This window comes from Natronosalvus caseinilyticus (assembly GCF_017357105.1).
GTDB classification, from domain to species: Archaea; Halobacteriota; Halobacteria; order Halobacteriales; family Natrialbaceae; genus Natronosalvus; species Natronosalvus caseinilyticus.
In genome coordinates, this window is record NZ_CP071596.1 from 2,721,421 (window position 1) to 2,748,412 (window position 26,992).

At 63.2% G+C, this 26,992-nt stretch carries 20 protein-coding genes and 1 tRNA gene; 14 read left to right on the plus strand and 7 right to left on the minus strand.

What is annotated here, in order from left to right:
* Positions 1–28 precede the first annotated feature (28 nt).
* Positions 29–1,537, plus strand: coding sequence for a DUF790 family protein (locus J1N60_RS12965; RefSeq protein WP_312908033.1), 1,509 nt, complete (start codon positions 29–31; stop codon positions 1,535–1,537).
* Positions 1,538–1,590: 53 nt separating this feature from the next.
* Here the strand turns inward: J1N60_RS12965 and J1N60_RS12970 are convergent, their stop codons facing one another.
* The gene (locus J1N60_RS12970; protein ID WP_312908035.1) at positions 1,591–2,007 is read right to left on the minus strand and encodes a DUF5820 family protein; all 417 of its coding nucleotides are present in this window, start codon (positions 2,005–2,007) and stop codon (positions 1,591–1,593) included.
* 588 nt (positions 2,008–2,595) lie between these two features.
* Here J1N60_RS12970 and J1N60_RS12975 point away from each other — a divergent pair.
* The 6 genes from J1N60_RS12975 to J1N60_RS13000 all read left to right on the plus strand — a co-directional run bounded on the left by J1N60_RS12975 (position 2,596) and on the right by J1N60_RS13000 (position 13,117).
* A complete protein-coding gene (locus tag J1N60_RS12975) occupies positions 2,596–4,668 on the plus strand; it encodes a PrkA family serine protein kinase (protein ID WP_312908037.1) in 2,073 nt (690 codons plus the stop codon).
* 1 nt (position 4,669) lies between these two features.
* Positions 4,670–6,955: a PrkA family serine protein kinase gene (locus J1N60_RS12980; RefSeq protein WP_312908039.1), complete on the plus strand. Its 2,286-nt coding sequence runs from the start codon at positions 4,670–4,672 to the stop codon at positions 6,953–6,955.
* The gene (locus tag J1N60_RS12985; protein WP_312908041.1) at positions 6,946–8,274 is read left to right on the plus strand and encodes a DUF444 family protein; all 1,329 of its coding nucleotides are present in this window, start codon (positions 6,946–6,948) and stop codon (positions 8,272–8,274) included. The genes J1N60_RS12980 and J1N60_RS12985 overlap by 10 nt, the downstream gene beginning before the upstream one ends.
* A complete protein-coding gene (locus J1N60_RS12990) occupies positions 8,267–10,279 on the plus strand; it encodes a SpoVR family protein (RefSeq protein WP_312908043.1) in 2,013 nt (670 codons plus the stop codon). Before J1N60_RS12985 ends, J1N60_RS12990 begins: the two co-directional genes overlap by 8 nt.
* A 251-nt stretch (positions 10,280–10,530) precedes the next feature.
* Positions 10,531–10,956: a CBS domain-containing protein gene (locus tag J1N60_RS12995; protein ID WP_312908045.1), complete on the plus strand. Its 426-nt coding sequence runs from the start codon at positions 10,531–10,533 to the stop codon at positions 10,954–10,956.
* Positions 10,957–11,206: 250 nt separating this feature from the next.
* The gene (locus tag J1N60_RS13000; protein WP_312908047.1) at positions 11,207–13,117 is read left to right on the plus strand and encodes a beta-CASP ribonuclease aCPSF1; all 1,911 of its coding nucleotides are present in this window, start codon (positions 11,207–11,209) and stop codon (positions 13,115–13,117) included.
* A 44-nt stretch (positions 13,118–13,161) separates the two neighbouring features.
* Here the strand turns inward: J1N60_RS13000 and J1N60_RS13005 are convergent, their stop codons facing one another.
* Complete coding sequence (locus J1N60_RS13005; protein WP_312908049.1) at positions 13,162–13,563, minus strand: hypothetical protein; 402 nt, start codon at positions 13,561–13,563, stop codon at positions 13,162–13,164.
* A gap of 140 nt (positions 13,564–13,703) precedes the next feature.
* Entirely contained in the window at positions 13,704–13,946 is a 243-nt protein-coding gene (locus tag J1N60_RS13010; protein WP_312908051.1) for an amphi-Trp domain-containing protein, read from the minus strand.
* 155 nt (positions 13,947–14,101) lie between these two features.
* On the opposite strand from J1N60_RS13010, the gene J1N60_RS13015 reads away from it, so the two are divergent.
* Entirely contained in the window at positions 14,102–15,457 is a 1,356-nt protein-coding gene (locus J1N60_RS13015; RefSeq protein WP_312908053.1) for an MFS transporter, read from the plus strand.
* A 102-nt stretch (positions 15,458–15,559) separates the two neighbouring features.
* Here J1N60_RS13015 and J1N60_RS13020 read toward each other — a convergent pair whose 3' ends face one another.
* A complete protein-coding gene (locus J1N60_RS13020; protein ID WP_312908055.1) occupies positions 15,560–16,216 on the minus strand; it encodes a DUF7504 family protein in 657 nt (218 codons plus the stop codon).
* A 330-nt stretch (positions 16,217–16,546) separates the two neighbouring features.
* Here J1N60_RS13020 and J1N60_RS13025 point away from each other — a divergent pair, with 330 nt between their 5' ends.
* Positions 16,547–16,741 carry a DUF5786 family protein gene (locus J1N60_RS13025; protein WP_312908057.1) on the plus strand — a complete coding sequence of 65 codons (195 nt, stop codon included), beginning with the start codon at positions 16,547–16,549 and terminating at the stop codon, positions 16,739–16,741.
* Between the two features lie 109 nt (positions 16,742–16,850).
* Here the strand turns inward: J1N60_RS13025 and J1N60_RS13030 are convergent, their stop codons facing one another.
* Both J1N60_RS13030 and J1N60_RS13035 read right to left on the minus strand, forming a co-directional pair.
* A complete protein-coding gene (locus J1N60_RS13030; protein ID WP_312908059.1) occupies positions 16,851–18,197 on the minus strand; it encodes an RNase J family beta-CASP ribonuclease in 1,347 nt (448 codons plus the stop codon).
* 445 nt (positions 18,198–18,642) lie between these two features.
* Positions 18,643–18,717 (minus strand) — tRNA-Val (locus J1N60_RS13035).
* Between the two features lie 167 nt (positions 18,718–18,884).
* Between J1N60_RS13035 and trpD the strand changes: the two genes are divergently transcribed.
* From trpD to trpG, 4 genes are read left to right on the plus strand one after another with little or no spacing between them, the layout of a single operon-like run.
* Positions 18,885–19,895, plus strand: a complete 1,011-nt coding sequence (trpD, locus tag J1N60_RS13040) for an anthranilate phosphoribosyltransferase (protein ID WP_312908061.1) — start codon at positions 18,885–18,887, stop codon at positions 19,893–19,895.
* Position 19,896: 1 nt separating this feature from the next.
* Positions 19,897–20,571: a phosphoribosylanthranilate isomerase gene (locus J1N60_RS13045; protein WP_312908062.1), complete on the plus strand. Its 675-nt coding sequence runs from the start codon at positions 19,897–19,899 to the stop codon at positions 20,569–20,571.
* A gap of 28 nt (positions 20,572–20,599) precedes the next feature.
* Positions 20,600–22,465: an anthranilate synthase component I gene (gene trpE / locus J1N60_RS13050; protein WP_312908064.1), complete on the plus strand. Its 1,866-nt coding sequence runs from the start codon at positions 20,600–20,602 to the stop codon at positions 22,463–22,465.
* Positions 22,462–23,157: an anthranilate synthase component II gene (trpG, locus tag J1N60_RS13055; protein ID WP_312908065.1), complete on the plus strand. Its 696-nt coding sequence runs from the start codon at positions 22,462–22,464 to the stop codon at positions 23,155–23,157. Before trpE ends, trpG begins: the two co-directional genes overlap by 4 nt.
* On the opposite strand, the gene J1N60_RS13060 is transcribed toward trpG, so the two are convergent.
* Entirely contained in the window at positions 23,133–23,312 is a 180-nt protein-coding gene (locus J1N60_RS13060; RefSeq protein WP_312908067.1) for a DUF8029 family protein, read from the minus strand. The two genes, trpG and J1N60_RS13060, sit on opposite strands and share 25 nt — an antisense overlap.
* A gap of 513 nt (positions 23,313–23,825) precedes the next feature.
* Here J1N60_RS13060 and J1N60_RS13065 point away from each other — a divergent pair.
* Positions 23,826–26,966 (plus strand): adenosylcobalamin-dependent ribonucleoside-diphosphate reductase, encoded by a 3,141-nt coding sequence (locus tag J1N60_RS13065; protein ID WP_312908068.1) that lies wholly within the window; start codon positions 23,826–23,828, stop codon positions 26,964–26,966.
* Positions 26,967–26,992: the final 26 nt, after the last annotated feature.

Sequence of the window (26,992 nt, forward strand, 5' to 3'; positions counted from 1 at the left end):
TTGCCCCCTGCCCACCCACCTCGAGTGAATGCTGCGCAAGGAACTGCTCCGCGTCTCCCGGGCCGGCGGTGGCTATCACCTCCAGTTCGCCGACCGCGAGCACCGACCCCTGGCCGCCCGCGTCATCGGGACGTTCCAGGGTCACGTCGGGGAGCAGCGGGGAACGCTCGAGGACGCACTGGCCGACCTCGAGGCCGACGCACCCGACTTCAAACTCGTTCGGGGATTCGCCGCCCTGTGCGAGCGCGAGGCCACCTTCGAGACGGACGCACCCTTCGAGCCCGAACAGCTTCGGCCAGCGGTGTTCGAGGCGGCCGAAGCCGTCGGCGTCGTCACCGAGGACGAACGGGCGATGGCGCTCGTGGGCGCCGCGGAGGGACGCGAGGTGTCGGCGGACGACCTCGAGGCTGGCCTGTTCGCCGACCTCGAGGAACGCCAGGTGCTCGCCGATCTGGATGTCCCGTGGGATCCGGACGACCTCGTCGCCCAGTACAACCTTTCGCTGGCCCAGACGGCGCTGTTCGACGCGACCGAGGTCCGCGTCCGGTCGTCCGATCCGAAGGCGCTGATCTCGGCGGTCAAGCGACTTCGCCTGATGTACGAGATCGAAGCCCCCGATACCGGAAACCGGGTCGTGATCGTCACCGGGCCTACCGCACTCTTTCGAGCCACCAGACGGTACGGGACCCGGTTCGCTCGCCTCCTGCGTACCGTCGCGAAGGCCGAGGAGTGGTCGCTCGAGGCGACGATCGACGACCGGGGAACCGAGCGGACGCTCACGCTGTCGGACGCCGACCCCGTTCGGGTGCCCGACGCCGACCCGGTTGCCGAGGTGTCCTTCGACAGCGGCGTCGAGGTCGACTTCGCCGCCCGATTCACGAACCTGGACCTCGAGTGGGATCTGGTTCGCGAACCCGAACCCCTCTCGACGGGGACGCGGGCGATGATCCCCGACTTCGCGTTCGACTACCGCCACGACGACTTCCGGGTCTACTTCGAGATCATGGGCTTCTGGACGCCCGAGTACGTCGAGAAGAAACTCGGCCAGCTCGAGGGACTCGAGGACGTGGACATGATCGTGGCCGTCGACGAGTCACTCGGGGCCGGCGAGGCCATCGAGGCGAGGGACCACCGGGCGATTCCGTTCCGCGGATCGGTTCGGTTGAAAGACGTCGCCGACGTGCTCCGCGAGTACGAGACGGACCTGATCGAGGCCAGTGCGGCGAGCCTTCCGGACGAACTGGTCCCCGAGGAGGACGTGATCGCGCTGGCCGACCTCGCTGCGCGCCACGGCGTCGGGGAGGACGCCCTCGAGGCGGTGGCGTATCCCGATCACGAGCGCGTCGGGCGGTCGCTCGTTCGTCCCGGCGTGCTCACGGGGCTGGGAGAGGACCTCGAGGCCGGGCTCTCGCTGGCCGACGCAGAGGAGGTTCTCGAGGAGGTCGGACTCTCGGAGACGAGTGCGGCCCTCTCACGGCTGGGGTATCGCGTGGAGTGGGAGGGACTGGGCGGTGGGGTATTGCACCGAAGCGAGTAGCGTGTCGAGCCAGAGTACGTGACGCGACTTACATAGGTCGTGCTGGCGGCCGGTCAGTCGCCGTCGCCGCCACCGCCACCGTCGGTCAACTCCTCGAGCGCGTCGAGGTACCGCTCGCGTGGCACCTGGTAAATCTCGCGGAAGTCAATCTGGCCCGCAACGAAGCGCTCGGCCAGGTCGAGCGTACACTCGACGGCCTCCTCCCTGGTCGGGAATCGGTTGGTCTCTCGGAGGTGGACCTCCGGCTCGAGGTAGAGGGTGACGTGCCAGTCACGTTTCGCGTTCTGGTCGCCCGGGTTGACGCCCGGACGGCGCGACCGGCGGCCGTGAGTGAGATACAGCGTCGGGAGACACGCGGCCGGGTACTCGTCTGCGTCGAACACGTCGGGTCGATAGGCGAGGACGACTCGACCGTCGTCCTGGTCGCTCCAGACGACCCAGCCCTCGGGGAGGTCCGCGAAGTCGCTCATTGTCTCGGTGTACGCACACGAGCCCTAAAGCGGTACTGACACCGGCCGGTACTCGAACACGGTCTCGAGAGCGCGATATCGGAGCGTGCGCGCGAGCAAAATCGGCTCACTGGCGCCTCTTCACTTATATACGTCGGGACACTATTCGACCATGTTCATTGTCAACATACAATTGTTCGTGAACAGGATTGCCGGAAAAAGGTTCTGGTAAATATCTTTTGGGGCTATGCTTAAGTGTCTCGAATACACACTCATTAAACACTATCGATATCCGACCGACGGATCGATTCACTTCACACGGTGCACTGTCGACACAGGCGATGAACGAGTCGCCGCGTCGGCGAAGTGGTGAAGGTTCACACATGACAATCCCTGCGAACGCCGCCCACGCGACTTCGCCCACCCAACCGCTACCGAGAGCGGCGAGTCTCGACGGATCGAGGCGTTGTCGTCACCCGGGCGTCGACCGACGACCGAGTCCGAACCCGAGTGCCGGCCGCCGATCTCGATCGCCCGGTCGGACCGAACGAAACGTGAACCGAATCGGTGCAGACGGACCCGCCCGTGGTTCCCAGCCCAACACAATCCATGACTAGTGACATCGAAACCCTCGAGACGCTGAGCAGCGATTACAAAGCATCCGTCCCCGAAGACCTCCGGGAGACGCGATCCTTCGACTGGTACCTCGAGGCGTGCTACGAGGACCCGAAGATTACGCGAAACGCCCACCAGCGCGTCGCGGACATGTTCGACTTCTACGGAACGTCCTACGACGAGACAGAGGGCGTCGTCGAATACCGCCTCGCGAGCGAAGACCCGCTGGGTGACGGCGAGAACACGTTCTACGGGACCGTTATCCACCAGTCGATCCACGAGTTCGTCAACAAGGTCAAATCCGGCGCCCGGCGACTGGGTCCGGAACGACGGATCAAACTCCTGCTCGGCCCGGTGGGCTCCGGGAAATCGCACTTCGACAAGCAGGTGCGCAAGTACTTCGAGGACTACACGCTCCGCGAGGAGGGTCGGATGTACACCTTCCGCTGGACCAACCTCGGCGACGTGATCCGCGACCAGGACCCGACCGACGACACGGTCCGCTCGCCGATGAACCAGGATCCTCTCGTCCTCCTGCCGCTCGAACAGCGCCAGACGGTGATCGACGACCTCAACGAGCGACTCGACGCGCCGTACACGATCCGCAACGAGCAGAGCCTCGATCCCGAGAGCGAGTTCTACATGGACAAACTACTCGCTCACTACGACGACGACCTCCAGCAAGTGCTCGCGAACCACGTCGACATCGTTCGCCTCGTCGCCGACGAGAACAAACGCCAGTGCCTCGAGACGTTCGAGCCCAAAGACAAGAAGAACCAGGACGAGACCGAGTTGACCGGCGACGTCAACTACTCGAAGATCGCCATCTACGGCGAGTCCGACCCGCGCGCGTTCGACTACTCGGGGGCGTTCTGTAACGCGAACCGCGGCATCTTCTCCGGCGAGGAGTTACTGAAACTCCAGCGGGAGTTCCTCTACGACTTCCTCCACGCCACCCAGGAGATGACGATCAAGCCGAAGAACAACCCCCGGATCGACATCGACCAGGTGATCGTCGGCCGGACGAACATGCCCGAGTACAAGGACAAGAAGGGCGACGAGAAGATGGAGGCGTTCAACGACCGGACCAAACGGATCGACTTCCCGTACGTCCTCTCCTACGAACAGGAGTCCCAGATCTACGACAAGATGCTCGCTAACGCCGACGTGCCCGACATCAACGTCGAGCCCCATACCCTCGAGATGGCGGGCCTGTTCGGCGTCCTCACCCGGATCGAGGAACCCGACACCGAGACGGTCGACCTGCTCTCGAAGGCGAAGGCCTACAACGGCGAGATCGACGAAGGTGACGACTTAGACGTCAAAAAACTCCGCGAGGAAGCCGCCCGCAAAGCCGAGATCGGCGAGGGAATGGTCGGCGTCTCACCCCGGTTCATCGGCGACGAGATCGCCGAGGCGATCATGGACTCGAAACACCGTTCGCGGGGGTTCCTCTCGCCGCTGACGGTGTTCAACTTCTTCGAGGAGAACCTCGAGCACCACGGCTCGATCCCGGAGGAGAACTTCGAGCGCTACTACCGCTACCTCGAGATGGTTCGCGAGGAGTACCGAGAGCGCGCCATCGAGGACGTCCGCCACGCGCTGGCCTACGACGTCGACGAGATCCAGCGCCAGGGCGAGAAGTACATGGACCACGTCATGGCCTACATCGACGACGACACCATCGAGGACTCCCTGACGGGTCGCGAGCAGGAACCCGACGAGACGTTCCTGCGCTCGGTCGAGGAGAAACTCAACGTGCCCGAGGACCGCAAGAACGACTTCCGCCAGGAAGTGTCGAACTGGGTCTCCCGGCGCGCCCGCGAGGGTGACACGTTCAACCCGCAGGACAACGAGCGTCTGCGCCGCGCCCTCGAGCGCAAGCTCTGGGAGGACAAGAAGCACAACATCAACTTCTCCGCGCTGGTGAGCGCCAACGAGTTCGACGACGACGAGCGTAGCGCCTGGATCGACGCCCTCATCGAACAGGGCTACTCCGAAGCCGGCGCGAAGGAGGTGCTCGAGTTCGCCGGCGCGGAGGTCGCCAAGGCCGAAATCGAGGACTAACATGCGCGGCACCGACTACGTCGACGCGGCCGACCGTACGCTCGAGGAGACCTACGAGGAGCCGATGAGCCTCGCGGCGTACGTCGACCGGATATTCGAGACGCCGTCGACGGCTTCCCACGCCTCGAAGTACCTGCTCGAGGCGATCGAGGCCAGCGGAACCCGGGAAGTGATCGAAGAGGGAGAAGAGAAGCGGCGCTACCGCTTCTTCGACGATCCCGGAAACGACGGTGAGCACGCGATCCTCGGCAACACTGAGGTGCTCAACGAGTTCGTCGACGACCTGCAGTCGATCGCTGCGGGCCGGGCGAAAGACGAGAAGATCATCTGGTTCGAGGGGCCGACGGCGACCGGGAAGTCCGAACTCAAGCGCTGCCTGGTCAACGGCCTGCGCACGTACTCGAAGACGCCCGAGGGTCGTCGGTACACCCTCGAGTGGAACGTCGACGCGACCGACCCGGACGAGCGGGGGCTGAGCTACGGCGGCAATCCCGCGCCGTCTGACGACGAGAACTGGTACGAGAGCCCGGTCCAGGTCCACCCGCTGGCCGTCTTTCCCGAGCCGGTCCGGGAGGAACTGCTCGAGAAACTGAACGCGCAACTGGACGACCACGTCCCGATCTCGGTCGACACCCGGCTCGACCCGTTCTCCAGGGAGGCCTACGACTACCTCGAGGAGCAGTACCGCCGCCGCGGCACCGAGGGGCTGTTCTCGGCGATCACCGACGAGAGTCACCTCCGGGTGAAGAACTACGTCGTGGACGTCGGCTCGGGAATCGGCGTCCTCCACGCGGAGGACGACGGTCGTCCGAAGGAGCGGCTGGTGGGGTCGTGGATGCACGGGATGCTCCAGGAACTCGACTCCCGCGGCCGGAAGAACCCGCAGGCGTTCAGCTACGACGGCGTCCTCTCGCAGGGCAACGGCGTCCTGACGGTGGTCGAGGACGCCGCCCAGCACGCCGACTTGCTCCAGAAGCTGCTCAACGTACCCGACGAGCGATCCGTGAAACTCGACAAGGGCATCGCGATGGACGTCGACACCCAGATGCTCATCATCTCCAACCCGGACCTCGAGGCCCAGCTGAACCAGCACGCCGACCGGAACGGAATGGACCCGCTGAAGGCGCTCAAGCGCCGTCTCGACAAACACGAGTTCGGCTACCTGACGAACCTGAGCCTCGAGACCGAGTTGATCCGCCGGGAACTCACCGGCGAGACGACCATCTGGGAGGCCGAGGACTACGACGACGTGGCCGCAAAGATCAGGGAACCGATCACCATCACGGTCAAGGAGAGCGACGGATCGTTGCGCGAACGCGAGCTCGCCCCGCACGCACTCGAGGCGGCGGCTCTCTACGCAGTCGTCACGCGCCTCGACGAGGACGGAACGCCCTCTGGACTCGACCTGATCGACAAGGCGCTGCTCTACGACCGGGGGTACCTGCAGGAGGGCGACACCCGTCGGGACAAAGACGAGTTCGAGTTCGACGACCAGAGCCACGACGGGGAGCACGGCATTCCGGTGACGTACACCCGCGATACGCTGGCCGAACTCATCCAGCACGAGGCGGACCGTCACCACCCCGACCTCCCGGTTGCCGACGTGGTCATGCCGCGCGACGTCCTGAACGCGATGGCCGAGGGACTGGCCGATGCCCCGGTGTTCTCGACGGGCGAACGCTCGGAGTTCGAGAACCGAGTCGTCCCCGTGAAGAACTACGTCTACGACCAGCAGGAGTCGGACGTCATCGAGGCTATCATGCACGACCAGCGCGTCGACGAGGCGACCGTCGCCGAGTACGTCGAGCACGTCTACGCCTGGGAGACCGACGAGGCACTCTACAACGACCGGGGCGAGGAGATCGACCCCGACCCGCTGAAGATGAAGCTCTTCGAGGTCGAACACCTTGGCCGGTTCTCCGAGGAGGCCTACGAGTCGAACCTGCCGCGGGAGGTCGTCAGGGAGTTCCGACGCGAGAAAGTCATCACGGCGCTCAACCGTCACGCGTGGGAACAGCGCAACGAGGACTTCTCCGTGTCGGACGTCGACCTGACGTCGATCCCCGTCATCAGGTCCGTCCTCGAGAGTCACGACTGGGACGACGTCAGGCGGACCTTCGAGGACCTCGACCCCCACCAGTGGGACAATCCTCCGAGTGGCACCGAGACTGAGGCCGTCAAGGAGGCAACGTTCGAGCGCCTGGTTGCAGACTTCGAGTACTCCCCGGCCTCGGCCGAGTTGACCAGCAGACACGTCATGGGACAGGTGAGTTACCGATGGGACTGAGAGACGACCTCGACCGATTCCGCGAAGTGGGCGAAGAGCGCCGCGAAGACCTCTCGGAGTTCATCCAGTACGGCGATCTGAGCGGCGGCGGACGAAACGACATCCAGATCCCGATCAAGATCGTCTCCCTGCCGGGATTCGAGTACGATCAGCGCGACCAGGGCGGCGTCGGGCAGGGCGACGGCGATACTCCGGACGTTGGCCAGCCGGTCGGCCAGCCGCAGCCCCAGCCCGGCGACGGCGACGACGGTGAGGAGGGCGAGCCCGGCGAGGAGGGCGGTGAACACGAGTACTACGAGATGGACCCCGAGGAGTTCGCCCAGGAACTCGACGAGGAACTCGGCCTGGACTTAGAGCCGAAGGGCAAGCGCGTCATCGAGGAGAAAGAGGGGCCGTACACGGACCTCACGCGTTCCGGGCCGGACAGCACGCTCGACTTCGAGCGCATGTTCAAAGAGGGGCTCAAACGCAAGCTGACGATGGACTTCGACGAGGAGTTCGTCCGCGAGGTTTGCAAGGTCGAGGAGATCACCCCGCGGGAAGTTTTCGAGTGGGCGCGCGGCGAGAACCTGCCCGTGTCGATGGCCTGGATCGAGGACGCCCACGCCGAGGTGGCCGACGAGCGCGGCGCATGGGCCTCCATCGAGGAGGTCGAAGAAAACGTCGAGCGCGAGACGATCCACGAGCAGATTCGACGCGACGGCATCAAGCACGTCCCGTTCCGACGCGAGGACGAACGCTATCGCTTCCCCGAGATCATCGAGGAGAAAGAGAAGAACGTCGTCGTCGTCAACATCCGGGACGTCTCGGGGTCGATGCGCGAGAAGAAACGGGAACTGGTCGAACGAACATTTACGCCGCTCGACTGGTACCTCACCGGGAAGTACGACAACGCCGAATTCCTCTACATCGCCCACGACGCCGACGCCTGGGAGGTCGAACGCGAGGAGTTCTTCGGCATCCGCTCCGGTGGGGGAACCCGCATTTCGAGCGCGTACGAACTCGCCCAGGAACTCCTCGAGGAGTACCCCTGGAGCGACTGGAACCGCTACGTCTTCGCCGCCGGCGACTCCGAGAACTCGAGCAACGACACCGAGGAGGGCGTCATCCCACTGATGGAGTCGATTCCGGCGAACCTCCACGCCTACGTGGAGACCCAGCCCAGCGGCAACGCCATCAACGCGACTCACGCCGAGGAACTCGAGCGCCACTTCGGCGATACCGACGACGTCGCGGTGGCGTACGTCAACAGCGAGGAGGACGTCACCGACGCGATTTACCGCATCCTCAGCACCGAAGCGGGTGATTCAGATGAGTAATTCCGATCGATTCCACAAACAGGCGATCGCCGCCGACCTCGAGGAACCCGTCCGCGAGGCGCGCAACCTCGCCCAGAAACTCGGCCTCGAGCCCTACCCGGTGAAGTACTGGATCGTCGACTACGACGAGATGAACGAACTCATTGCCTACGGGGGCTTCCAGTCGCGCTATCCCCACTGGCGGTGGGGAATGCAGTACGACCGCCAGCAGAAGCAGGGCCAGTACGGCGGCGGCAAGGCCTTCGAGATCGTCAACAACGACAACCCGGCCCACGCCTTCCTCCAGGAGTCGAACACGACGGCCGACCAGAAGGCCGTCATCACCCACGTCGAGGCCCACTCGGACTTCTTCGCGAACAACGAGTGGTTCGGCCTTTTCACGGGGGAGGCAGGCGACGGCGACGTCAACGCCGCCGCCACGCTCGAGCGCCATGCCCGAGCCATCGCCGACTACATGGCCGACCCCGAAATCGACCGCGCCGAGGTCGAAAAGTGGATCGATAACGCGCTCGTCCTGGAGGACACGATCGACCAGCACGCGGTCTTCGAGCGTCACCTCGAGATGGACGGACCCGAGGAAGGCCTCGACGACGACCTCGCCGAAAAGCTCGACCAGCTGGGGCTCTCCGACGAGGTGAGAGGCGAGGTCTTCGACGACGAGTGGCTCGCGGGGCTCGAGGATTCGGATGCGGGAGCCGAGTTCCCGAGCGAACCGCAGTCCGACGTGCTCGCGTTCGTCCGCGAGTACGGCAAGCAGTACGACGCGGAGTCGGGGAAAGCCCGCGAGATGGAACCCTGGCAACGCGACGTCCTCGACATGATGCGCACCGAGGCGTACTACTTCGCCGCCCAGAAGATGACGAAGATCATGAACGAGGGCTGGGCGGCCTACTGGGAGTCGACGATGATGACCGATGAGGGCTTCGCCGGCGACGACGAGTTCCTCAACTACGCCGACCACATGGCGAAGGTGCTCGCCTCGCCGGGACTCAACCCCTACAGCCTGGGCATGGCCCTGTGGGAGTACGTCGAGAACACCACCAATCGTCGAGAGGTGCTCGAGCACCTGCTCCGCGTAGAAGGCATCTCCTGGCGCAACCTCGCAGACGTCGTCGACTTCGAGGACGTGCTCGAGGTACTCGAGCCGCCGGCCGCAATCGCTTCGATCACCAGCGACTCACTCGACGCGCTCGAGGACGTGCCCGAATCCTGGATCGACCAGGAGGCCCTCGAGGCCGCCCGCAACGACGAGATCGACGTCGATCGCTACCCCTGGAAGGTGTTGACCCACGAGGGACTCGCCCGGCGCCACTACTCGCTCGTGAAACCCCAGAATCGCGGCTTCCTGGGTCGCGTCAGCCAGAACGACCTCGAGTCGATCGGACGCTACCTGTTCGACGACGCCCGCTACGCGTCGGTCGAGGAGGCGCTCGCGGACGTCGACTGCAGCGCCGGCTGGGACCGAATGCTGGACGTCCGGGAGAGCCACAACGACGTCACCTTCCTCGACGCCTTCCTGACCCAGGAGTTCATCACCGCGAACGACTACTTCACTTACGAGCACTCGCGGGCGACCGGCCAGTTCCACGTCTCGAGCGTCGACGCCGAGGACGTCAAGAAGAAACTCCTGTTGCAGTTCACCAACTTCGGGAAGCCGAGCATCGCCGTCTACGACGGCAACTACGACAACGCGAACGAACTCCTGCTGGGCCACCGGTACAACGGCGTGATGCTCGACATCTCACAGGCGAAGGCCACGCTCGAGCGCGTGTTCGAGCTGTGGGGTCGACCCGTGAACCTGCTGACGATCGTGAAGGAAGTCGACGATCACGACGTGGAGGTAGCCAGGCGACGAAATCGGGAGCCTGAAGCCAAAGAGGTAGGCAAGCGCATCCGGTACGACGGCGAGGAAGTAACGGTGGAGGACGTCCCCTGGGAGGCCGTCGAACACCTCACCGCCGACGACGTCGACTACGACACGAAGCCCGAGGAGTGGCTGGCCTGAGCGATGTTCGGGTCGCGGTTGGGCCACCGTCGGAACGCGCTCGAGGCGCACTCGAAATCCGATTAAACCGCATTCGCGGCGCACTCGAGGCGCGGGTTTTCGTCGCACCATTCTTGTCGACGTTACACCGCGGTATCGCGCTTTGGGTCATTCACGTCGCGCCGCTACGCTCGATCGCGTGTAGCTCCACGATACTCTTCACTTGAAGGCCCCACGTTGAAGCACAAATCGATAGTACACTCGTTCGAACCATGCCAGTCGGAAACCTCGGTCCGGACGAAGTGGTCACGGAGAGCAGAGACAGCACGCTGGCGGACGTCACGGAGAAACTCGAGTCCGAAGGCGTCGGCGCCGTCGTCGTCACGGAGGACGACTCCCCCGTCGGAATCGTCACCGACCGCGACGCCGCGCTCGCGATCCATCGAAACGACGACGTCGCGAACCTCTCTGTCGAAGAGGTCATGGCAGAGGACCCGGCCACGATCCAGGAGGACGAAGAGGCGATCGAAATTTCGCGAGCGATCGGCGAGCACAACGTCCGGCGATTCCCGGTCGTCGACGAGGACGGATCGCTGACGGGAATCGTCACACTGGACGACCTGGTCGCGACCATCGGGGAGCAACTCGACAACGTCGCCGAGACGATCGAAGCCCAGTCGCCCAACTACAGTCCGTGAGGCGTCATTAGCTCGATAGTCGACGGAGTCCGATGCTGCCACAGTAGCAAGATTTTTAACACTCGTTACGAAGACAATAGTAGCAGTTCATCGCGTCTCTCGACGGCGTTGACCGGGCGCTCGGTACTCGATTGACCGATTCTTCCTGGCAATTTCGGCCAGTTGGCCCGTCGATACCGAGTACGCCGCTGCCGTAGACCACACCAGTGGATCTCGGTCACATTGCGACGAGACAGCGATCCTCTCCCCTATGAGCGACGATACGACCCACTCAGACTTACACGAACGCATTGTCACGCAAGTGCCCTCACATCTGGACGTCACCGAAGTCCAGTACGAGGGCCCAGACCTCGTCATCTACACCGAGACCCCCCGCAAGTTCGCTGAAAACAGCGATCTCATCGGGAACCTCGCACGGACACTCCGAAAACGGGTGACGATACGGCCAGCACCAGGCGCCCAGTCGAGCCCGTCGGAAGCGGAGAAGAAGATCCGCGACATTGCTCCCGACGAGGCCCAGATTCAGGATCTCGAGTTCTATCCGACGATCGGGGAGGTGATCGTCGAAGCCGAGAAGCCAGGGCTCGTTATCGGACAGCGAGGGAGTACGCTTCGGGAGATAACCCGGGAAATCGGCTGGAACCTGGAAGTGGTTCGAACGCCACCGATGGAGTCCTCGACCGTCGCCAACGTCAGGAACTTCCTGACCCAGGAACGCGGGGAACGACGCGAGTTCCTCGCGAAAGTCGGCGAGAAGATCCACGGAGAGCCCGAGAAGGACCTCGAGTGGGTGCGGATCACGACGCTGGGTTGTTGTCGCGAAGTCGGTCGCGCGAGTTTCGTGCTCCACACACCTAACACGAGAATTCTCATCGATTGTGGCGACAAACCCGGGGCCGAGGGAGAAGTACCCTACCTTCATGCGCCCGAGGCGATGCCATTGACGGGTATCGACGCCGTGGTGCTGACCCACGCTCACCTCGACCACAGTGCGTTGCTTCCGCTGTTGTTCAAGTACGGATACGACGGACCGGTTTACACGACTGAACCGACGCGTGATCTGATGGGGCTGTTGCAGTTGGACTATCTGACCGTGGCCTCGAAGGAGGGTCGAACGCCGCCGTACTCAAGCGAGCAGGTTCGACAGGCGATCAAGCACACGATTCCGGTCGAGTACGGCGACGTCACCGACATCGCGCCGGACGTCAAACTGACGATGCACAATGCAGGGCACATTCTGGGAAGCGCCTCCGCTCACTTTCACATCGGAAGCGGGTTCTACAACATCCTCTTCTCGGGCGACGTTCACTACGAGCCGACGCGGCTGTTCAACGGTGCCGTGAACAACTTCCCCCGCGCGGAGGCGATGGTCATGGAGTCGACGTACGGTCGCCGCGGCGACTATCAGACGGACACCGAGGAGAGCGAAGCGAATGTCCACGAGATCATCAGGGAGACGTACGAGGAGGACGGGATCGTCGTCATCCCCGCGTTCGCGGTCGGTCGGTCCCAGGAACTAATGCTGGTTCTGGAGGAGGCGATGCGGGAAGGAACGATTCCGACGATGCCGGTCTATCTGGACGGGATGATTCGGGAGGCGACCGCGATTCACACGGCGTACCCCGAGTACCTCAGAGATGGGCTGCAACGGCGCATTTTACACGAAGACGAGAACCCGTTCGTCGCGGACCAGTTCCGGCAAGTCGACGGCGGACAGGAAATGCGCGAGGAGATCGCGAGCGGTGAGCCCTGCGTCATCCTCTCGACGTCGGGGATGGTGACCGGCGGACCGATCATGTCCTGGCTCGAACTGCTCGGACCGAATCCGGCGAACACCCTCCTGTTCGTCGGGTACCAGGCCGAGGGGACGCTCGGGCGCAGAATTCAGGGCGGGAACGTGGAAATTACCCTCCCTGGACGGGCCGACCGCGCGAATCGTTTGACACTCGAACTGAGGATTGAATCGGTGAGCGGCTTCTCCGGCCACGCCGACCGAGCCGGGCTCGAACAGTACGTGGGCGAGATGAATCCACGACCGGAGACGATTCTGTGCGTCCACGGCGACGAACAGGCGACGGACCAACTCTCCTCTGCACTGTACCAGAACTACAACGTCAGGACCTATCAGCCGAAGAATCTGGAGACGTTCCGGTTCCCCTGAAACCTGTTCCTCGTTTTAAGGCGCTCAACAGCGCGAATCCGGAATCAGCGTTCCCCATAAACTAGCCCGTACCCAACGAAATAGCCAAACCCAGCCACTATCGTTCCCCACACCGCGATGATCGCAACAGGCACGATCGATCCGGTGGAGGGGACACCGTCGTTCGTCACAACGTGTGGCGGTACGAGGTTGAGCGTGAGAATGGCGTAACCCACCCCAACGAATCCGGGATAGACCCGGAGGGGATACATTCCACCTGATACGCCGAGAAAAACGGCAAGAAAGACGCAATACGGCCACGCGATCAGGTTCGCTATAATAAGCTGGCCCAGAAAGGACTCCGACGATGTCCCAAAGATACCCGGGTAAAACGGTGCGACGAACAGGGCGAGGATACCGACGACAGCGAGAGCGTACGTGACCCGAGGACGAGACCGTCGAGACATGTTCTGTTCATCTGTCTAATGTGCGAATACTGTTGTGGATATTTCGATGTAGAACCGCTCTCCAAAACCGTCACTCTGGCAACCGCCTACTATCGTGCAAGTGTGCGCTACTCGAGCTCCCGAAGTCGGTGCAACCGACGTTACTCGGTCCACCGAATCTCGTACTCGAGTTCGTATCGCTGCTCGCCAGTTTCGGAATCGGTGAGTCGCTCGAGTTCGACCTCGAACCTCGGTGTATCGGGAATCGTCACACGCTCGTCCTTCGTCGCACTCTCTAAGTGGACGGAGCCGGTTTCGATCTGTTCGGCGACAGCAGTGAGGGCCTCGGCGATCTCTCCTCGAGTTCGTGATTCTTCCGTTTTGAAGAGTTCTTCTTCGGGCATCGGTCGATACCACGTCGACCAGCGGAATATAGCCCCCACCCGCTTCCCACGCGTTGGCATCGGTGTGTACTCGCGAACCGCCCTCTCGTAGCGGTGGATTCAGCTCCGCCTGAGATAATCGAAATATCTTTACTCGGATCGGCAAAAATCAGGGCGTGGACGACAAACGAGCCCAGTTTTGGGTGCTCTATCTCACACGTTTCGCGGAAGGATTCGGCTTCATTACGCTGATCACACTGCTGCCATACTACATCAACGCGCTCGATCCGTCGAGTACGACCCTTCTCGGGATAACGATTAGCGCCGGTCTCATCATCGGACTGTATACGACTGGGTTCACCCTCGCACAGACCGTCGCCGTCGTCCCGCTCGCCTGGGCAGGTGACCGCTTCGATAAGCGGCTCGTCCTGCTCGTCGTCCTCGGCGTCGGCGTTGGCGTCTACGCGCTGTTTCCGGTCGTCGACTCGAGCGCTTCCTTCATCGCGATCCGTGCGTTGCAGGGGATAGCCGTCACGGGCACTGGTCTGATGACGCTGTCGCTCGTCGGCCAGATTGCCGACGTGGGAACGCGAGCGAACTACATCGGAAAAGCAAACGCGGCGAGCTTCGGTGCGTCGATACTCGGCAGCATCAGCGCGGGGACGCTCTACGACGCGTTCGGGTTCGGTCCGATCTTCCTCGTCATCGTCTGCATCATGGTCGTCGCCTGGGTCGGAACGTTCTGGTACCTGGACCCGGACGAGACGCGGATCGAAGGATTCCCGTTTTCGGGTCTGGCACTCAATCGGCGCATTCTGACGCTCTCGACGTTTCGCTTTCAGTACGCGTTCTCCGTAACCCTCGTTCGGACGTGGATCCCGATCTTCGCCGGTCTCTCCGCTGCTGAAGGCGGACTCGCCTACGGTGGCTTCGCTGTCGCGTTGACGGTCGTCGCCGAGAAGTTCACCAATATGTGCTGCCAACCGTTTACCGGACGGCTCTCGGACGGATACGGACGAGCCCTGTTCGTCTTTGCAGGTGGAGCAGCCTACGGACTCATCGCGCTGGTCGTTCCGCTCTCACCGTGGCTGGGAACAGGGCTCGGGTTTCCCGCTGAACTCGTCGTGTCCATTCCCACAGTACTCGCCGGAAGCACGCTCCCTGCCTGGCTGCCATACGACTCGATCGGCGATCAACTCGTCCTCGTTGGCGAGGTGTCGCCAGCGTTCTTCCCGCTCGTCTTCCTGTCCGGACTCCTCGGCATCGCCGATAGCTTTCGTGAGCCGGCGAGTATGGCGTTGTTCGCCGACGAAGGCACCGAGGAAGGCGGTGTCGCCTCGAGTTTCGGTATCCGCGAGCTCGTCTGGCGTCCGGGAAGCGTGATCGCCCCCTTGCTCGGTGGCTGGCTGATGGTCGAGGTGAGTATGGCGTCGGTCTTCTACGTCGGCGGTGCGTTTGCGCTGACCGGCGTCACGACGTTTCTCGTTATTCTCGTCCGGTTCCACGGGCGACGTGCGCTCGTGGAGTGGTGAGACGAGAACCGGTTCGAATCCCCGTTGTCTCGAGCATACGTCTTGCAAGGGCGCCGTGAGCTGAGCTCTCAATAGACGCACAGCAGTTTGCAGAACGCACGATCAAACGCCATCGGGTTGCGCGTGTACCCGACGGTACGCCGCCGAAATCGACCCGTCCGTTCGCTCTTCCACCCAGACGATTCCATCGACGATGGCTCGCAGTGCAGCGAGCGTGTCCTCGTCGTGTCTGGTGTACTCGAGACCGAGCACGACGAGCCCCGAGTCAGACCGGTCCTCGATGAGGTGTTCGAGCACACTGACGGTACGTCCAAGGCCCTCGTCTACGAGTAACGGCGTGAGCGATCGAATACCAAAGTGGGTCTGCTGACTCCCACTCGCCATCGAGGCTTCTAGCTCCCACAGCGCGAGTACGAGGCGGGTCAATTCGACCGAGTGGGGCAACGAGACGACTGGATACTGTTGAAACGGAGCGGAAGGCTGATGTTGTGGAGTCGCATCGATGACCCCGAATCGACCGGATTCTGGTGAGGCGAGGGCCGTCTGCTGCTGGATTGTTCGCTCAGCAGAAACCGCTGTCGTGACGACAATTCGACGGTCGTCAGGAGACGTGTAGCGATCCAGAATCCGTAGCGATACGGCGTATTCCTCCAGTGGAGCGGGTTTTGCAACGAGGATTACTGAATCCTCGGTGAGATTGTTCGGGAGTCCTTCGAAGTCGATTGCTCGGAGTCGTTCGTCGGAGTCGGGTGTTGGCATAGTATCTTTTCACGTGTGGGTTGGTCACTCCCTGTTCGACCTGTAATCGGCGAGGGAAGGTCACGTTCTTAAGTCGTGATTGTGGTATCCGTCGGGTATTTCGTGTACCGCCCAGCGGAGATTCCCCGGAGCGGTCTCGAGTAACCATGCGGCCCGATCGATCAGATTCGAGATGGGTTCGCTACGAACGGTGAGGATAACCTGGCCGCACTGAAGCTGAGTTCTAGTTTTCTAGTGATGCGTAAGTAATTTTCGTTCATAGTCGATACCTCTTCATAACGGGAGCGTTGAACCGCTGGAACTATACCGCTGGCCCCTCACTTCGTTACTATGGGTTTTGGAAGCTACGATGAGTCCGAGCAACAGCATCAAAATACGGATACAGAGGACGACGAAGACGCTGCTGTGACCGTCCACGAGCACGAACACGAGGGAACGGTCACTGTCGAAACCGGTGGTTCGACCGACGAACTCCTGGGCCAACTCGAGGACATCAAAGCGAAGAAAGCACAGAACGACGAGTAAGGTCACTGTCGAAGGTGTCCCTTCACCTCGCGGACGCTGGCGTCGACTCACACTCATCGCCTGCAAATCCGTCGAGAGAGTTACTCGAGTGACTGGGTCGCGTTCTAATTCAAACGAGCTGGATGATATTCCCGTTCGACGTCGCGTGAAGGTCACGCCCGAGTGCGTATCCCTGGTTCGAGGCGAGGTCGATGTACCCGGAGAAGCCCTTGAGATCCTGGTGAGCGGGGATGATGTGCTGGGGCTGGAGCGCGTCGAGCATCGTGTAGTGGCCCTCCTGACAGAGGTGACCCGACACGTGAATATCTGAATACACGCGGGCACCCTGCATGCCGAGCAATTTCTCGGCCTGGTAGCGTTGCCCCTCGTTGGTCGGTTCGGGGATGACGCGGGCGGAAAAGACGACCTTGTCGCCGTCGTTCAGTTCGTAGGAAGTCTCGCCGCGAGCCATACGCGTGAGCATCGCGCGGGGTTCGCCCTGGTGGCCCGTCACGACGGGCAGGAAGTCTTCCTTGCCATCGTTCATGATCCGTTCGAACGACTGATCGATCGATCTGCGATAGCCGAACATGCCCAGATTGTCCGGGAAGTCGACGAAGCCGAGTCGCTCGGCGGTGCCGGAGTACTTCTCCATCGAGCGCCCGAGCAGGACGGGCTGTCGGCCGATGTCGTCGGCGAACTCGACGAGGCTCTTGACACGGGCGATGTGGCTCGAGAAGGTGGTGGCGACGATGCCGCCGTCGTAGTCTTCCATGCTGTGGAGGACGTCGCGAAGGTGTTCGCGGGCGACGTTCTCGGAGGGGGTGCGCCCCTTCTTGTTGGCGTTGGTGCAGTCCTCGATGTAACAGAGGACGCCTTCGCCCTCGCGACCGATCTCACGGAAGCGCTTCATGTCGATGGGGTCGCCGATGACGGGCGTGTGGTCCATACGCTTGTCCAGGCCGTAGACGATCGCGCCCTCGGGCGTGTGTAAGACCGGGTTGATCGCGTCGATGATCGAGTGGGTGACGTTGACGAACTCGAGTTCACACCCGTGGTCGCCGATGGTCATCGACTCGCCGGGGTCCATCTCGACGAGTTCGCTGTCCGAACTGAATTTGTCCTCGTCCTCGAGTTCCTGTTCGACTAACGCGAGCGTAAATGGCGTCGCGACGACCGGTGCATCGTATCGATGTGCCAGTTTGGAAATGGCGCCGATGTGGTCGAGGTGGCCGTGAGTAGGAACGATCGCCCGGACGTCACCGTCGAGGTCGCTCATGACCCGATCGTCGGGGATGGCGCCCATGTCGATCAGATCGAGGCTGTGCATGTTCTCCGTCTGGATGTTGTCGTGAATGAGGACCTTCGAGAGGTTCAGTCCCATGTCGAAGATGACGATATCGTTTCCTGCGCGTACGGCAGTCATCTGCCGTCCAACTTCCTCGTAACCGCCGATGGTTGCAATTTCGATTTCCATAGATGTGCCGATCAGAGCGGTCCAGCCACAGGGAATGGGAAGAGAGCGAGTCAGGCGTCAGTGAGAGGCGTCGATCGCGGCAGCACACGTGTTCGTCGTCTTGCCGTTCACCCGCATCCGTGTGAGGGACAGCGCGTCTTTCGGTTAGATAGGTAGTGACTCTTCGGACCTATATACTTCAGGGTTCGTGCTCGAGAAACTCACTCGCGTGGTCCACTAGCGCCCCACTCGAGTGGTTCAACGGACGGCGAGTGGTTCTAAAGAGTGTGACGGCATCTGGTTACTCTCACAGCGTGAGGTTGAGGCAGATTTGAACCGAAGGAAGACGTTCTTGCTCGCTCACTCCGTTCGCTGTGCGAGCTGTGACTTCCAGGGTTCAAATCTACCCGTGACAATTTTTCTGACGCGAACTCGTCGCTTCGCTCCTCGGTTTGCGTCGGAAAAATGGGTTGGGGCAGATTTGAACTGCCGGCCTCCTCCATGTCAAGGAGGTGTCATAACCAGACTAGACCACCAACCCGTCCGGTTTGCGTCTTCGAACTGCACTCAATCGTTGCCCGCCACCCTAATTGAAGGTTTCGAATCGGTGGCCGTACGCGAGGCCTCACCACGGACGAGGCTCCGACACGCTTAAGTCTATGTACTTGTTTGGTCATTACCAGACAGACCCGTACATTGGTGTCCCCTATGAAAACGTACGTCGAACACGTAACTGACGGTCACGACCTGACGCAAGCCGACGCTAGAGCCGCTTCTAATGCGGTCTTCGAGGGTGCAACGGACGCCCAGATCGGCGCGCTACTGACGGCCCTGCGCGCGAAAGGCGAAACGGAAGCCGAAATCGCGGGCTTCGCGGAGGGCATGCGAAACGCCGCGCGAACAATCGACCCCGACCGCGAGCCGCTCGTCGACACCTGCGGCACCGGCGGCGACGACTACGACACGATCAACGTCTCGACGACGAGCGCCATCGTCGCCGCGGGTGCGGGCGTCCCAGTCGCCAAACACGGCAACTACTCGGTATCCTCCTCGTCCGGCAGCGCCGACGTGCTCGAGGAAGTCGGCGTCACTATCGACGCCGAACCGCCAGCCGTCGAGCGGACCATCGAGGAGGAGGGCATCGGCTTCATGCTCGCGCCGGTCTTCCATCCCGCGATGAAGGCCGTGATCGGGCCGCGTCAAGAACTCGGCATTCGGACGATCTTCAACGTCCTCGGCCCGCTCACGAACCCCGCCGGCGCAGACGCGCAGGTCGTCGGGGTGTACGACCCCGATCTGGTTCCGATCCTCGCCCGGGCACTCGCGCGAATGGACGTCGACCGGGCGCTCGTCGTCCACGGCGCCGGCACCGACGAGATCGCCATCCACGGCGAGACGCGAGTCGCCGAAGTCGAGGGCGAAACGGTCGAGGAGTACACCCTCGAGCCGGTCGACCTCGGCCTCGAACGTCACGCCATCGACGACATCTCGGGGGGAACGCCCGCGGCAAACGCCGCCGACCTGCGCGGTATCGTCGAGGGAGACGTCGACGGGGCCAAACGCGACGTCATCCTGGCGAACGCCGGAGCTGCCATCTACGTCGCCGGCGAAGCGCCCACCCTCGAGGCCGGCGCGGACCGCGCGCTCGAGGCGATCCGGAGCGGAGACGCGAGCGCGACGCTCGAGCGACTGTGCGGGGTCGCCCCGGAGGTCCGGTGACGTGACGCGCGTCAAGATCTGCGGCCTCACTCGAGAGACTGACCTCGAGGCCGCCATCGATGCCGGCGCTGACGCCGTCGGTATCGTCTCGGACGTCCCGATCGACACGCCGCGCGAAGTCGCTCCCGAGCGGGCGGCCGACCTCCTCAGCGCCGCGCCGCCGTTCGTGACGACAGTTCTGGTAACCATGCCGACTGGCCCCGAGCGAGCGATCGAACTCGTCGAGCGGGTCGACCCGGACGCGATCCAGATCCACGGCGGGATGCGCCCTGGCGACCTCGCGTACCTCCGGGCCAAAATCGACGCACAGGTGTTCCTGGCGGTCGATGCAGAACGGGTGACCGCCGCCTCGCGGTACGACGACCTCGCGGACGCGCTGGTCGTCGACTCCGTGGACGACCAGGGTGCGGGCGGAACCGGCGAAACGCACGACTGGGAACGAACCCGAGCGGCGACCGCGGACCTCGAGTCGCCCGTGATTCTTGCTGGCGGCCTGGTTCCTGACAACGTCGAGGAAGCTATTCGAACCGTTTCGCCGTACGCCGTCGACGTCTCGAGCGGGATCGAAGCGCGCCCTGGCGTCAAAGATCACGACGCCGTCCAGGCGTTCGTCGATCGAGGTCGACGGACGGCGCTGGCGCCGAACGAACCTCGCCAGCGAGTGGTCGAGCCGTGAGAGACCCCATCCACGTTACGAGGGAGCGATGACGGATTCAACGACGACCACGACGCAATCCGCCGAAACGGCGACGCTCGAGACCGACCGCGAGAGCTTTCGTGCCTACGCGAACGCCGCCGACCGCACGGAACGGCCAGCCGTCGTGCGCGTCGAGGCGACGCTCGAGGTCGAGACGACGCCACTCGCCGCCTACGCTGCGCTTACCGGGAGAACGGCGACGGACCGGATCGAAGGCAGTGAGGGCGCCAAAGCCCACGAGAACGACGGCGAGCGAACACCCTACGCGTTCCTGCTCGAGAGCGCCGAGAAGACGCCCTCGAGCGACCCGGACGGGGCCTTCCAGCCCAACGCGAGCACGGCGGAGCGCCACGCTCGCTTCTCGTACGTGGGCTACGATCCCGACGCCGTCGTGACGGTCGGGCCAGAGGGAGTCGAGGTCGAAGCGCTCTCGGCTAATGCGCCGCTCGAGGCGACCGGAATCGATAGCAGGGGGACCGGTTCCGGGGCCAGGTCCAGATCCGGGGCCGAGACCGAGACCGAGACCGAGGCTGGGACTGAGGCCGGAGACACCCTCGACGCGCTCCGGAGCGCACTCCCCGACGTCCGCCTCGAGAACGTGCCAGACCGGGACCGCCAGCACTTCGACGGCGGACTCGTCGGCTTTCTCGCCTACGACGCCGTCTACGACCTCTGGCTCGAGGAGGTCGGTCGCGAGCGACCCGAGTCGCGATTTCCGGACGCCCAGTTCGTCCTGACGACGAAGACGCTGGCCTTCGACGAACGGGACGGGTCCGTTTCGCTCGTGTTCACGCCGGTCCTCGAGGCCGACGACGACCCGGACGCAGTGTACGACGAGCTTCGCGCCGAAGCGACGCGCGTCCAGGAGACGCTGGAGTCGGCGACGGCAATCGAGACCGGGGGCTTCCGTTGTCAGGGTGAGACCGCCGGCTCGCGAGAGGACTACGAGGGACACGTCAGGCGCGCCAAAGAGCACGTGCTCGATGGGGACATCTACCAGGGCGTGATCTCCCGTCGGCGGGAACTCCGCGGCGACGTCGATCCGCTGGGATTCTACGAGTCGATGCGGGCCGTGAACCCCTCGCCGTACATGTACCTGCTCGAGCACGACGACCTCACCGTCGTCGGCGCGAGCCCGGAAACGCTCATCTCCGTTCGCGGGCGAGAGATTATGTCGAATCCCATCGCGGGAACCTGTGATCGCGGCTCCAGCCCCGTCGAGGACCGTCGACTGGCCGGCGAGATGCTCGCCGACGGGAAGGAGCGCGCCGAGCACACGATGCTGGTCGACCTGGCACGAAACGACGTTCGACGGGTCGCCGAGGCGGGATCGGTCCGCGTCGACGAGTTCATGAACGTCCTCAAGTACAGCCACGTCCAGCACATCGAGTCGACGGTCACCGGCACGCTCCGAGAGGACCTCGACGCGTTCGACGCGACCCGTGCGGCGTTCCCCGCCGGGACGCTCTCGGGTGCGCCCAAAGTTCGGGCCATGGAGGTCATCGACGACCTCGAGGACGAACCGCGCGGACTCTACGGCGGCGGCGTCGGCTACTTCTCGTGGACGGGCGACGCCGACATTGCGATCGTCATCCGGACGGCGACGGTCGAGGAACGGGACGACGACCAGTTGATCACGGTTCGAGCGGGTGCGGGACTCGTCGCCGACAGCGATCCGGCCGCCGAGTACGACGAGACCGAGAAGAAGATGGGCGGCGTAGTGAGTGCCCTCGAGCGGATCGACGTGGACTCGAGCGCGGGAGGGCTTTCAGAGAGCAGCGGTAGTGACGGCGGTCGAGATCATTGGAAGCGGGGCGAGCACGACGAACAGGACGACCCCGACGAAAACGCCGTTGCGGAGGCACGCCGATGAGTTCCTCGCGCGAGGACCGCAACGACCGCGACGTCGGCGCACCCGTCGACGCCGACACCGACACCGAAGCCGAACCGTCCCGTCCGCACGTCCTCGTCGTCGACAACTACGACTCGTTCACGTACAATCTGGTCGAGTACGTCAGCGAGCACGCCGAAACGACGGTCGTGAAGAACACCGCTTCGCTCGAGGACGTCCGCGCGGTCGAGGCCGACGCGATTATCGTCAGCCCCGGCCCTGGCCATCCGAAGAACGACCGGGACGTGGGCGTCTCGATGGACGTCATCAGGGAACTGCGATCGACGGTTCCGGTCCTCGGCGTCTGCCTCGGCCTCGAGGCCGCCGTCTACGCCCTCGACGGGACGGTCGAGCGCGCTCCCGAACCGATTCACGGGAAGGCCTCACCCGTCTCCCACGACGGGCGGGGCGTCTTCTCGGGGCTCGAACAGGGATTCCAGGCCGGCCGATACCACTCGCTCGTCGCGGTGGACGTGCCCGACTGTCTCGAGGTGACGGCGACGACCGACCACGACGGCGAGTCGCTCGTGATGGGCATCCGCCACGTCGACCCGGACGTGCCGCTCGAGTGCGTGCAGTTCCACCCCGAGAGTGTGCTCACCGCCGTCGGCCACGACGTCATCGAGAACTTCCTCGACGGAATCGGTTCTCAGAACGGAAGGACGTCGAGATAGCCGACGGTGTACAGTCCGGCGAGGACGACGGCGGCGACCAGACCGACTCTGATCGCCATCTTGATCGCGAATCTGACCGCGGCGACGACGACGAAGAGGACGACGAGCGCCGCGAGCACCACGAGCACCGGTGAACCTGTAATCGGATCTAGCATATCTACCTACGCGCGCTAGAGATACCTAATACTTCCGACCATCTTGACAGTAATTCGGAAGTGAACGTTTCGTCGGCGACAGCCAGTCGAGTCGCTCGAGATGCTCGAGTCACTCTAGACGAGAAACGACGTAACGCGTCGAAACCACGAATCGGTCGAGCACCCCACCGTGTCGTGTGTTCGCGAGACCGCCACATCCTTCAATCGAAAAACTAAAAATCACCATACGTCGCCGTTCTGAACGGGGGTTCGATCACTTTCGGTCCACTCTGGAAATCGTTAAGGCCGTTGGGTTCGTAGCGTCTCACAGACGCCACGGCGGCAGTCTCAGTCGCCGGTTTCAGTTGCGAGCACCGACTGGTATAAACACAACTGAAATTGCGTTCTTACAACTCAGGTAGATTTATAGGGTTGGGAGAACACCAAACCGTCGTCACTACTCATGGAACGGAACACTCAATTTTCGGGGAAACTCGCGTCAGGAGACTCCTGCGTGCTCGAGGTGGCGCGCGCATGAGCGGGTCCGAACTCACCGCGGACGACCTCACGCTCCCGATCAAGCGCACCGAGGGAGAGACCCTCGAGGATCGGATGACGACAAACGCCTACCAGAACATCCTTCCCGCCCGCTACCTCCGGAAGGACGCCAACGGCGAACTCACCGAGACCCAGGAGGAGCTGTTCGAGCGCGTCGGGAAGAACATCGCGCTGGCCGAGGCAGTGTACGAGGCGAACAACCAGGGCCTCGAGATTACGGTTACGCCCAATCAGCTCAAGCCGGGGCACCCGCGCCGGGACGAACTCGCGGCGGAGGTCTTTGGGGAGGGAACGACGGTCGACGACAACAGCGAGACGACGCTGACCGAGCGGAACGTCAACAAGTTCGCCTACGACACGATCGTTCCGGAACTGCCGAAACCCGTGCGCGAGCACGTCGAGGACGTCGCCGAGACGTTCATCGAGGGGATGGAGAGCCTCTCGTTCATGCCGAACTCGCCGACACTGATGAACGCCGGCGACGAACTCCAGCAGCTCTCGGCGTGTTTCGTCATGAGCCCCGACGACGACCTCGCGGACATCCACGAGACGGCCAAGAAGGCCGCAGAAGTCTTCCAGTCCGGCGGCGGCGTCGGCTACGGTTTCTGGCAGCTTCGCCCGTTCGGGGACAGCGTCGGCTCCACGGGCGGCATCGCCTCCGGGCCGATCACCTTCATGCGGACGTACGACCAGCTCTGTGAGACCATCGCCCAAGGCGGGACGCGGCGGGGTGCCCAGATGGGGATCATGCGCGTCTCGCACCCGGACGTCATCGAGTTCATCCACGCGAAGAACAAGGATGTCTCGCTGGCGCACACCCTGCGGCTCAACGACCCCGACGACTATACGTACACGACGTTCGCCGAGGCGCTCGAGGAGGCCCGCGAACTGATCGACGACGACGGGAAGGTGCCGAAACACCTGCGCAACGCCGTCGAGGGCCACCTCTCGAACTTCAACATCTCCGTGGGCGTCACCGACGCCTTCATGGAAGCCGTCCAGAACGGCGAGGAGTACACGTTCACCAACCCGCGGACCGAGGAGCCCCACATCGCCACCGAGGAAACCAAGGAGATGTACGGCCGCTACGACCTCGGCGAGTACGTCGAGGTCGGTGAACCGCTCTCGGTACCCGCCGAACTCGTCTGGGAGCGCATCGTCGAGGGCGCCCACGAGAACGGCGAACCGGGAGTCATCTATCTCGAGCGAGTCAACAAGGAACACTCCTTCGACGTGGAGAAACACCCCGAACACACCATTTTGGCGACGAATCCATGTGGGGAGCAACCGCTCGAGGAGTTCGAGGCCTGCAACCTCGGCCACATCAACCTCTCGACGCTGGCCGACTTCGACGCCCCAGACTGGCGCGTCTGGTCGGCCGAACACGCCGACGAGTACGACTCCCACGAGGACGCCGTCGCCGCGTTCCTCGAGGACGCCATCGACTGGGAGGAATTCGACGAGCGCATCGAGTACGGGACGCGCTTCCTCGAGAACGTCGTCACTATGTCCGACTTCCCGGTCGAGGAAATCGAGGAGACCGTTCGCCGGATGCGCAAAATCGGGCTGGGTATCATGGGCCTCGCCCAGCTCTATATCCAGCTCGGCATCAAGTACGGCAGCGACGAGGGCAACGAGGTCGCCCGCCAGTTGATGACGCACATCAACCACGGTGCGAAGGCGACGAGCCACGAACTCGCGACCGAACGCGGCTCCTTCGCCGACTGGGACGATTCGAAGTACGCGAACCCGACCGAGTACCGCGAGTGGTTCGAACACCAGACGGGCGAGTCCGCCGACGACTGGGCGGACGGCTACCCGATCCGGAACCACAACGTGACGACCATCGCACCAACCGGAACGACCTCGATGGTCGGCAACACGACGGGCGGCTGTGAACCCATCTACAACGTCGCCTACTACAAGAACGTCACCGACGACGTCCAGGGCGACGAGATGCTCGTCGAGTTCGACGACTACTTCCTGCGCACGCTCGAGGCCAACGACGTCGACGTCGAGGCCGCGAAACGCGAGGCCCAGGAGCAGATGGCCACGAACCAGTTCGACGGCGTCGACGGCCTCGAGACCGTCCCGGACGCCATCGGCGAACTGTTCGTCATCACCGCAGACCTCTCGGCGAAAGATCACGCCGCGGTCCAGTGCGCCTGCCAGGAGGGTGTCGACTCCGCGATTTCGAAGACGGTCAACGCACCTAACGATTCCACGCTCGAGGACGCCAAGGACGTCTTCGAGTGGGTCTACGAGCACGGCGGCAAGGGCGTCACCTACTACCGCGACGGCACCCGGACGAAGCAGGTCCTGACGACGCGAGCCGACAATACGGAGTTCGCCGACGAGCAGGAAGCGGCCGAAGCGTTGCTCGAGCAAATCGACGACATCTTCGGCGGTCTCGAGCAGTTCCTCGAGCACGAGGACGTCCGGGAGGTACTCGAGGCCGACGGCGCGACCATCGGCACCCGGGACGAACCCGTCACGGTCGATTTCGCCGAGAAGCGCGAACGCCCCGATTCGCTCCAGGGCGTGAGCCAGCGGATCGACACCGGGTACGGCAAGGTGTACGTGACGATCAACGAGGACCCCGAGACCGGCCAGCCGTTCGAACTCTTCGCGAACATCGGCCACTCCGGCGGTTTCACGAACTCCTTCACGGAAGCGCTCGCGAAGGTCATCTCCACCTCGCTGCGCTCGGGCGTCGATCCCGAGGAGGTCATCGACGAACTCTGTGGGACCCGGAGTCCGAAGGTGGCCTGGGACAAGGGCGAACAGATCCAGTCGATTCCGGACGCCATCGGCACCGCGATGCGCCGGTATCTCGACGACGAGATCGACAAGCCGTACCCGAAACAGCAAACGCTCGAGGAGTCGGCCGACGCCGAGACTGACGCTGACGCAGACGCCAGCCTCGAGACCGACGGAGAGGTCGTCGATACTGACCACGAGACCGATGGTGGTGCGGCGACTGCGGACGAACGAGACGCCACGCAGGACCTCATCGACGCCGGCGAGTCGCCGGAGTGTCCCTCCTGTGGCTCGCTCTCGCTGTACTTCTCGGAGGGCTGTAAGACCTGCGAGTCCTGCGGTTGGAGCGAGTGTTGATCGAGTAGGGTCGACGCTGATTCAGC

What these genes read in the sequence shown, in the direction of transcription:
- J1N60_RS12965 (WP_312908033.1), top strand. Translation starts at nt 29, where the DNA reads ATGCTGCGCAAGGAACTGCTCCGCGTCTCCCGGGCCGGCGGTGGCTAT.
- J1N60_RS12970 (WP_312908035.1), bottom strand. Translation starts at nt 2,007, where the DNA reads ATGAGCGACTTCGCGGACCTCCCCGAGGGCTGGGTCGTCTGGAGCGAC.
- J1N60_RS12975 (WP_312908037.1), top strand. Translation starts at nt 2,596, where the DNA reads ATGACTAGTGACATCGAAACCCTCGAGACGCTGAGCAGCGATTACAAA.
- J1N60_RS12980 (WP_312908039.1), top strand. Translation starts at nt 4,670, where the DNA reads ATGCGCGGCACCGACTACGTCGACGCGGCCGACCGTACGCTCGAGGAG.
- J1N60_RS12985 (WP_312908041.1), top strand. Translation starts at nt 6,946, where the DNA reads ATGGGACTGAGAGACGACCTCGACCGATTCCGCGAAGTGGGCGAAGAG.
- J1N60_RS12990 (WP_312908043.1), top strand. Translation starts at nt 8,267, where the DNA reads ATGAGTAATTCCGATCGATTCCACAAACAGGCGATCGCCGCCGACCTC.
- J1N60_RS12995 (WP_312908045.1), top strand. Translation starts at nt 10,531, where the DNA reads ATGCCAGTCGGAAACCTCGGTCCGGACGAAGTGGTCACGGAGAGCAGA.
- J1N60_RS13000 (WP_312908047.1), top strand. Translation starts at nt 11,207, where the DNA reads ATGAGCGACGATACGACCCACTCAGACTTACACGAACGCATTGTCACG.
- J1N60_RS13005 (WP_312908049.1), bottom strand. Translation starts at nt 13,563, where the DNA reads ATGTCTCGACGGTCTCGTCCTCGGGTCACGTACGCTCTCGCTGTCGTC.
- J1N60_RS13010 (WP_312908051.1), bottom strand. Translation starts at nt 13,946, where the DNA reads ATGCCCGAAGAAGAACTCTTCAAAACGGAAGAATCACGAACTCGAGGA.
- J1N60_RS13020 (WP_312908055.1), bottom strand. Translation starts at nt 16,216, where the DNA reads ATGCCAACACCCGACTCCGACGAACGACTCCGAGCAATCGACTTCGAA.
- J1N60_RS13025 (WP_312908057.1), top strand. Translation starts at nt 16,547, where the DNA reads ATGGGTTTTGGAAGCTACGATGAGTCCGAGCAACAGCATCAAAATACG.
- J1N60_RS13030 (WP_312908059.1), bottom strand. Translation starts at nt 18,197, where the DNA reads ATGGAAATCGAAATTGCAACCATCGGCGGTTACGAGGAAGTTGGACGG.
- trpD (WP_312908061.1), top strand. Translation starts at nt 18,885, where the DNA reads ATGAAAACGTACGTCGAACACGTAACTGACGGTCACGACCTGACGCAA.
- trpE (WP_312908064.1), top strand. Translation starts at nt 20,600, where the DNA reads ATGACGGATTCAACGACGACCACGACGCAATCCGCCGAAACGGCGACG.
- trpG (WP_312908065.1), top strand. Translation starts at nt 22,462, where the DNA reads ATGAGTTCCTCGCGCGAGGACCGCAACGACCGCGACGTCGGCGCACCC.
- J1N60_RS13060 (WP_312908067.1), bottom strand. Translation starts at nt 23,312, where the DNA reads ATGCTAGATCCGATTACAGGTTCACCGGTGCTCGTGGTGCTCGCGGCG.
- J1N60_RS13065 (WP_312908068.1), top strand. Translation starts at nt 23,826, where the DNA reads ATGAGCGGGTCCGAACTCACCGCGGACGACCTCACGCTCCCGATCAAG.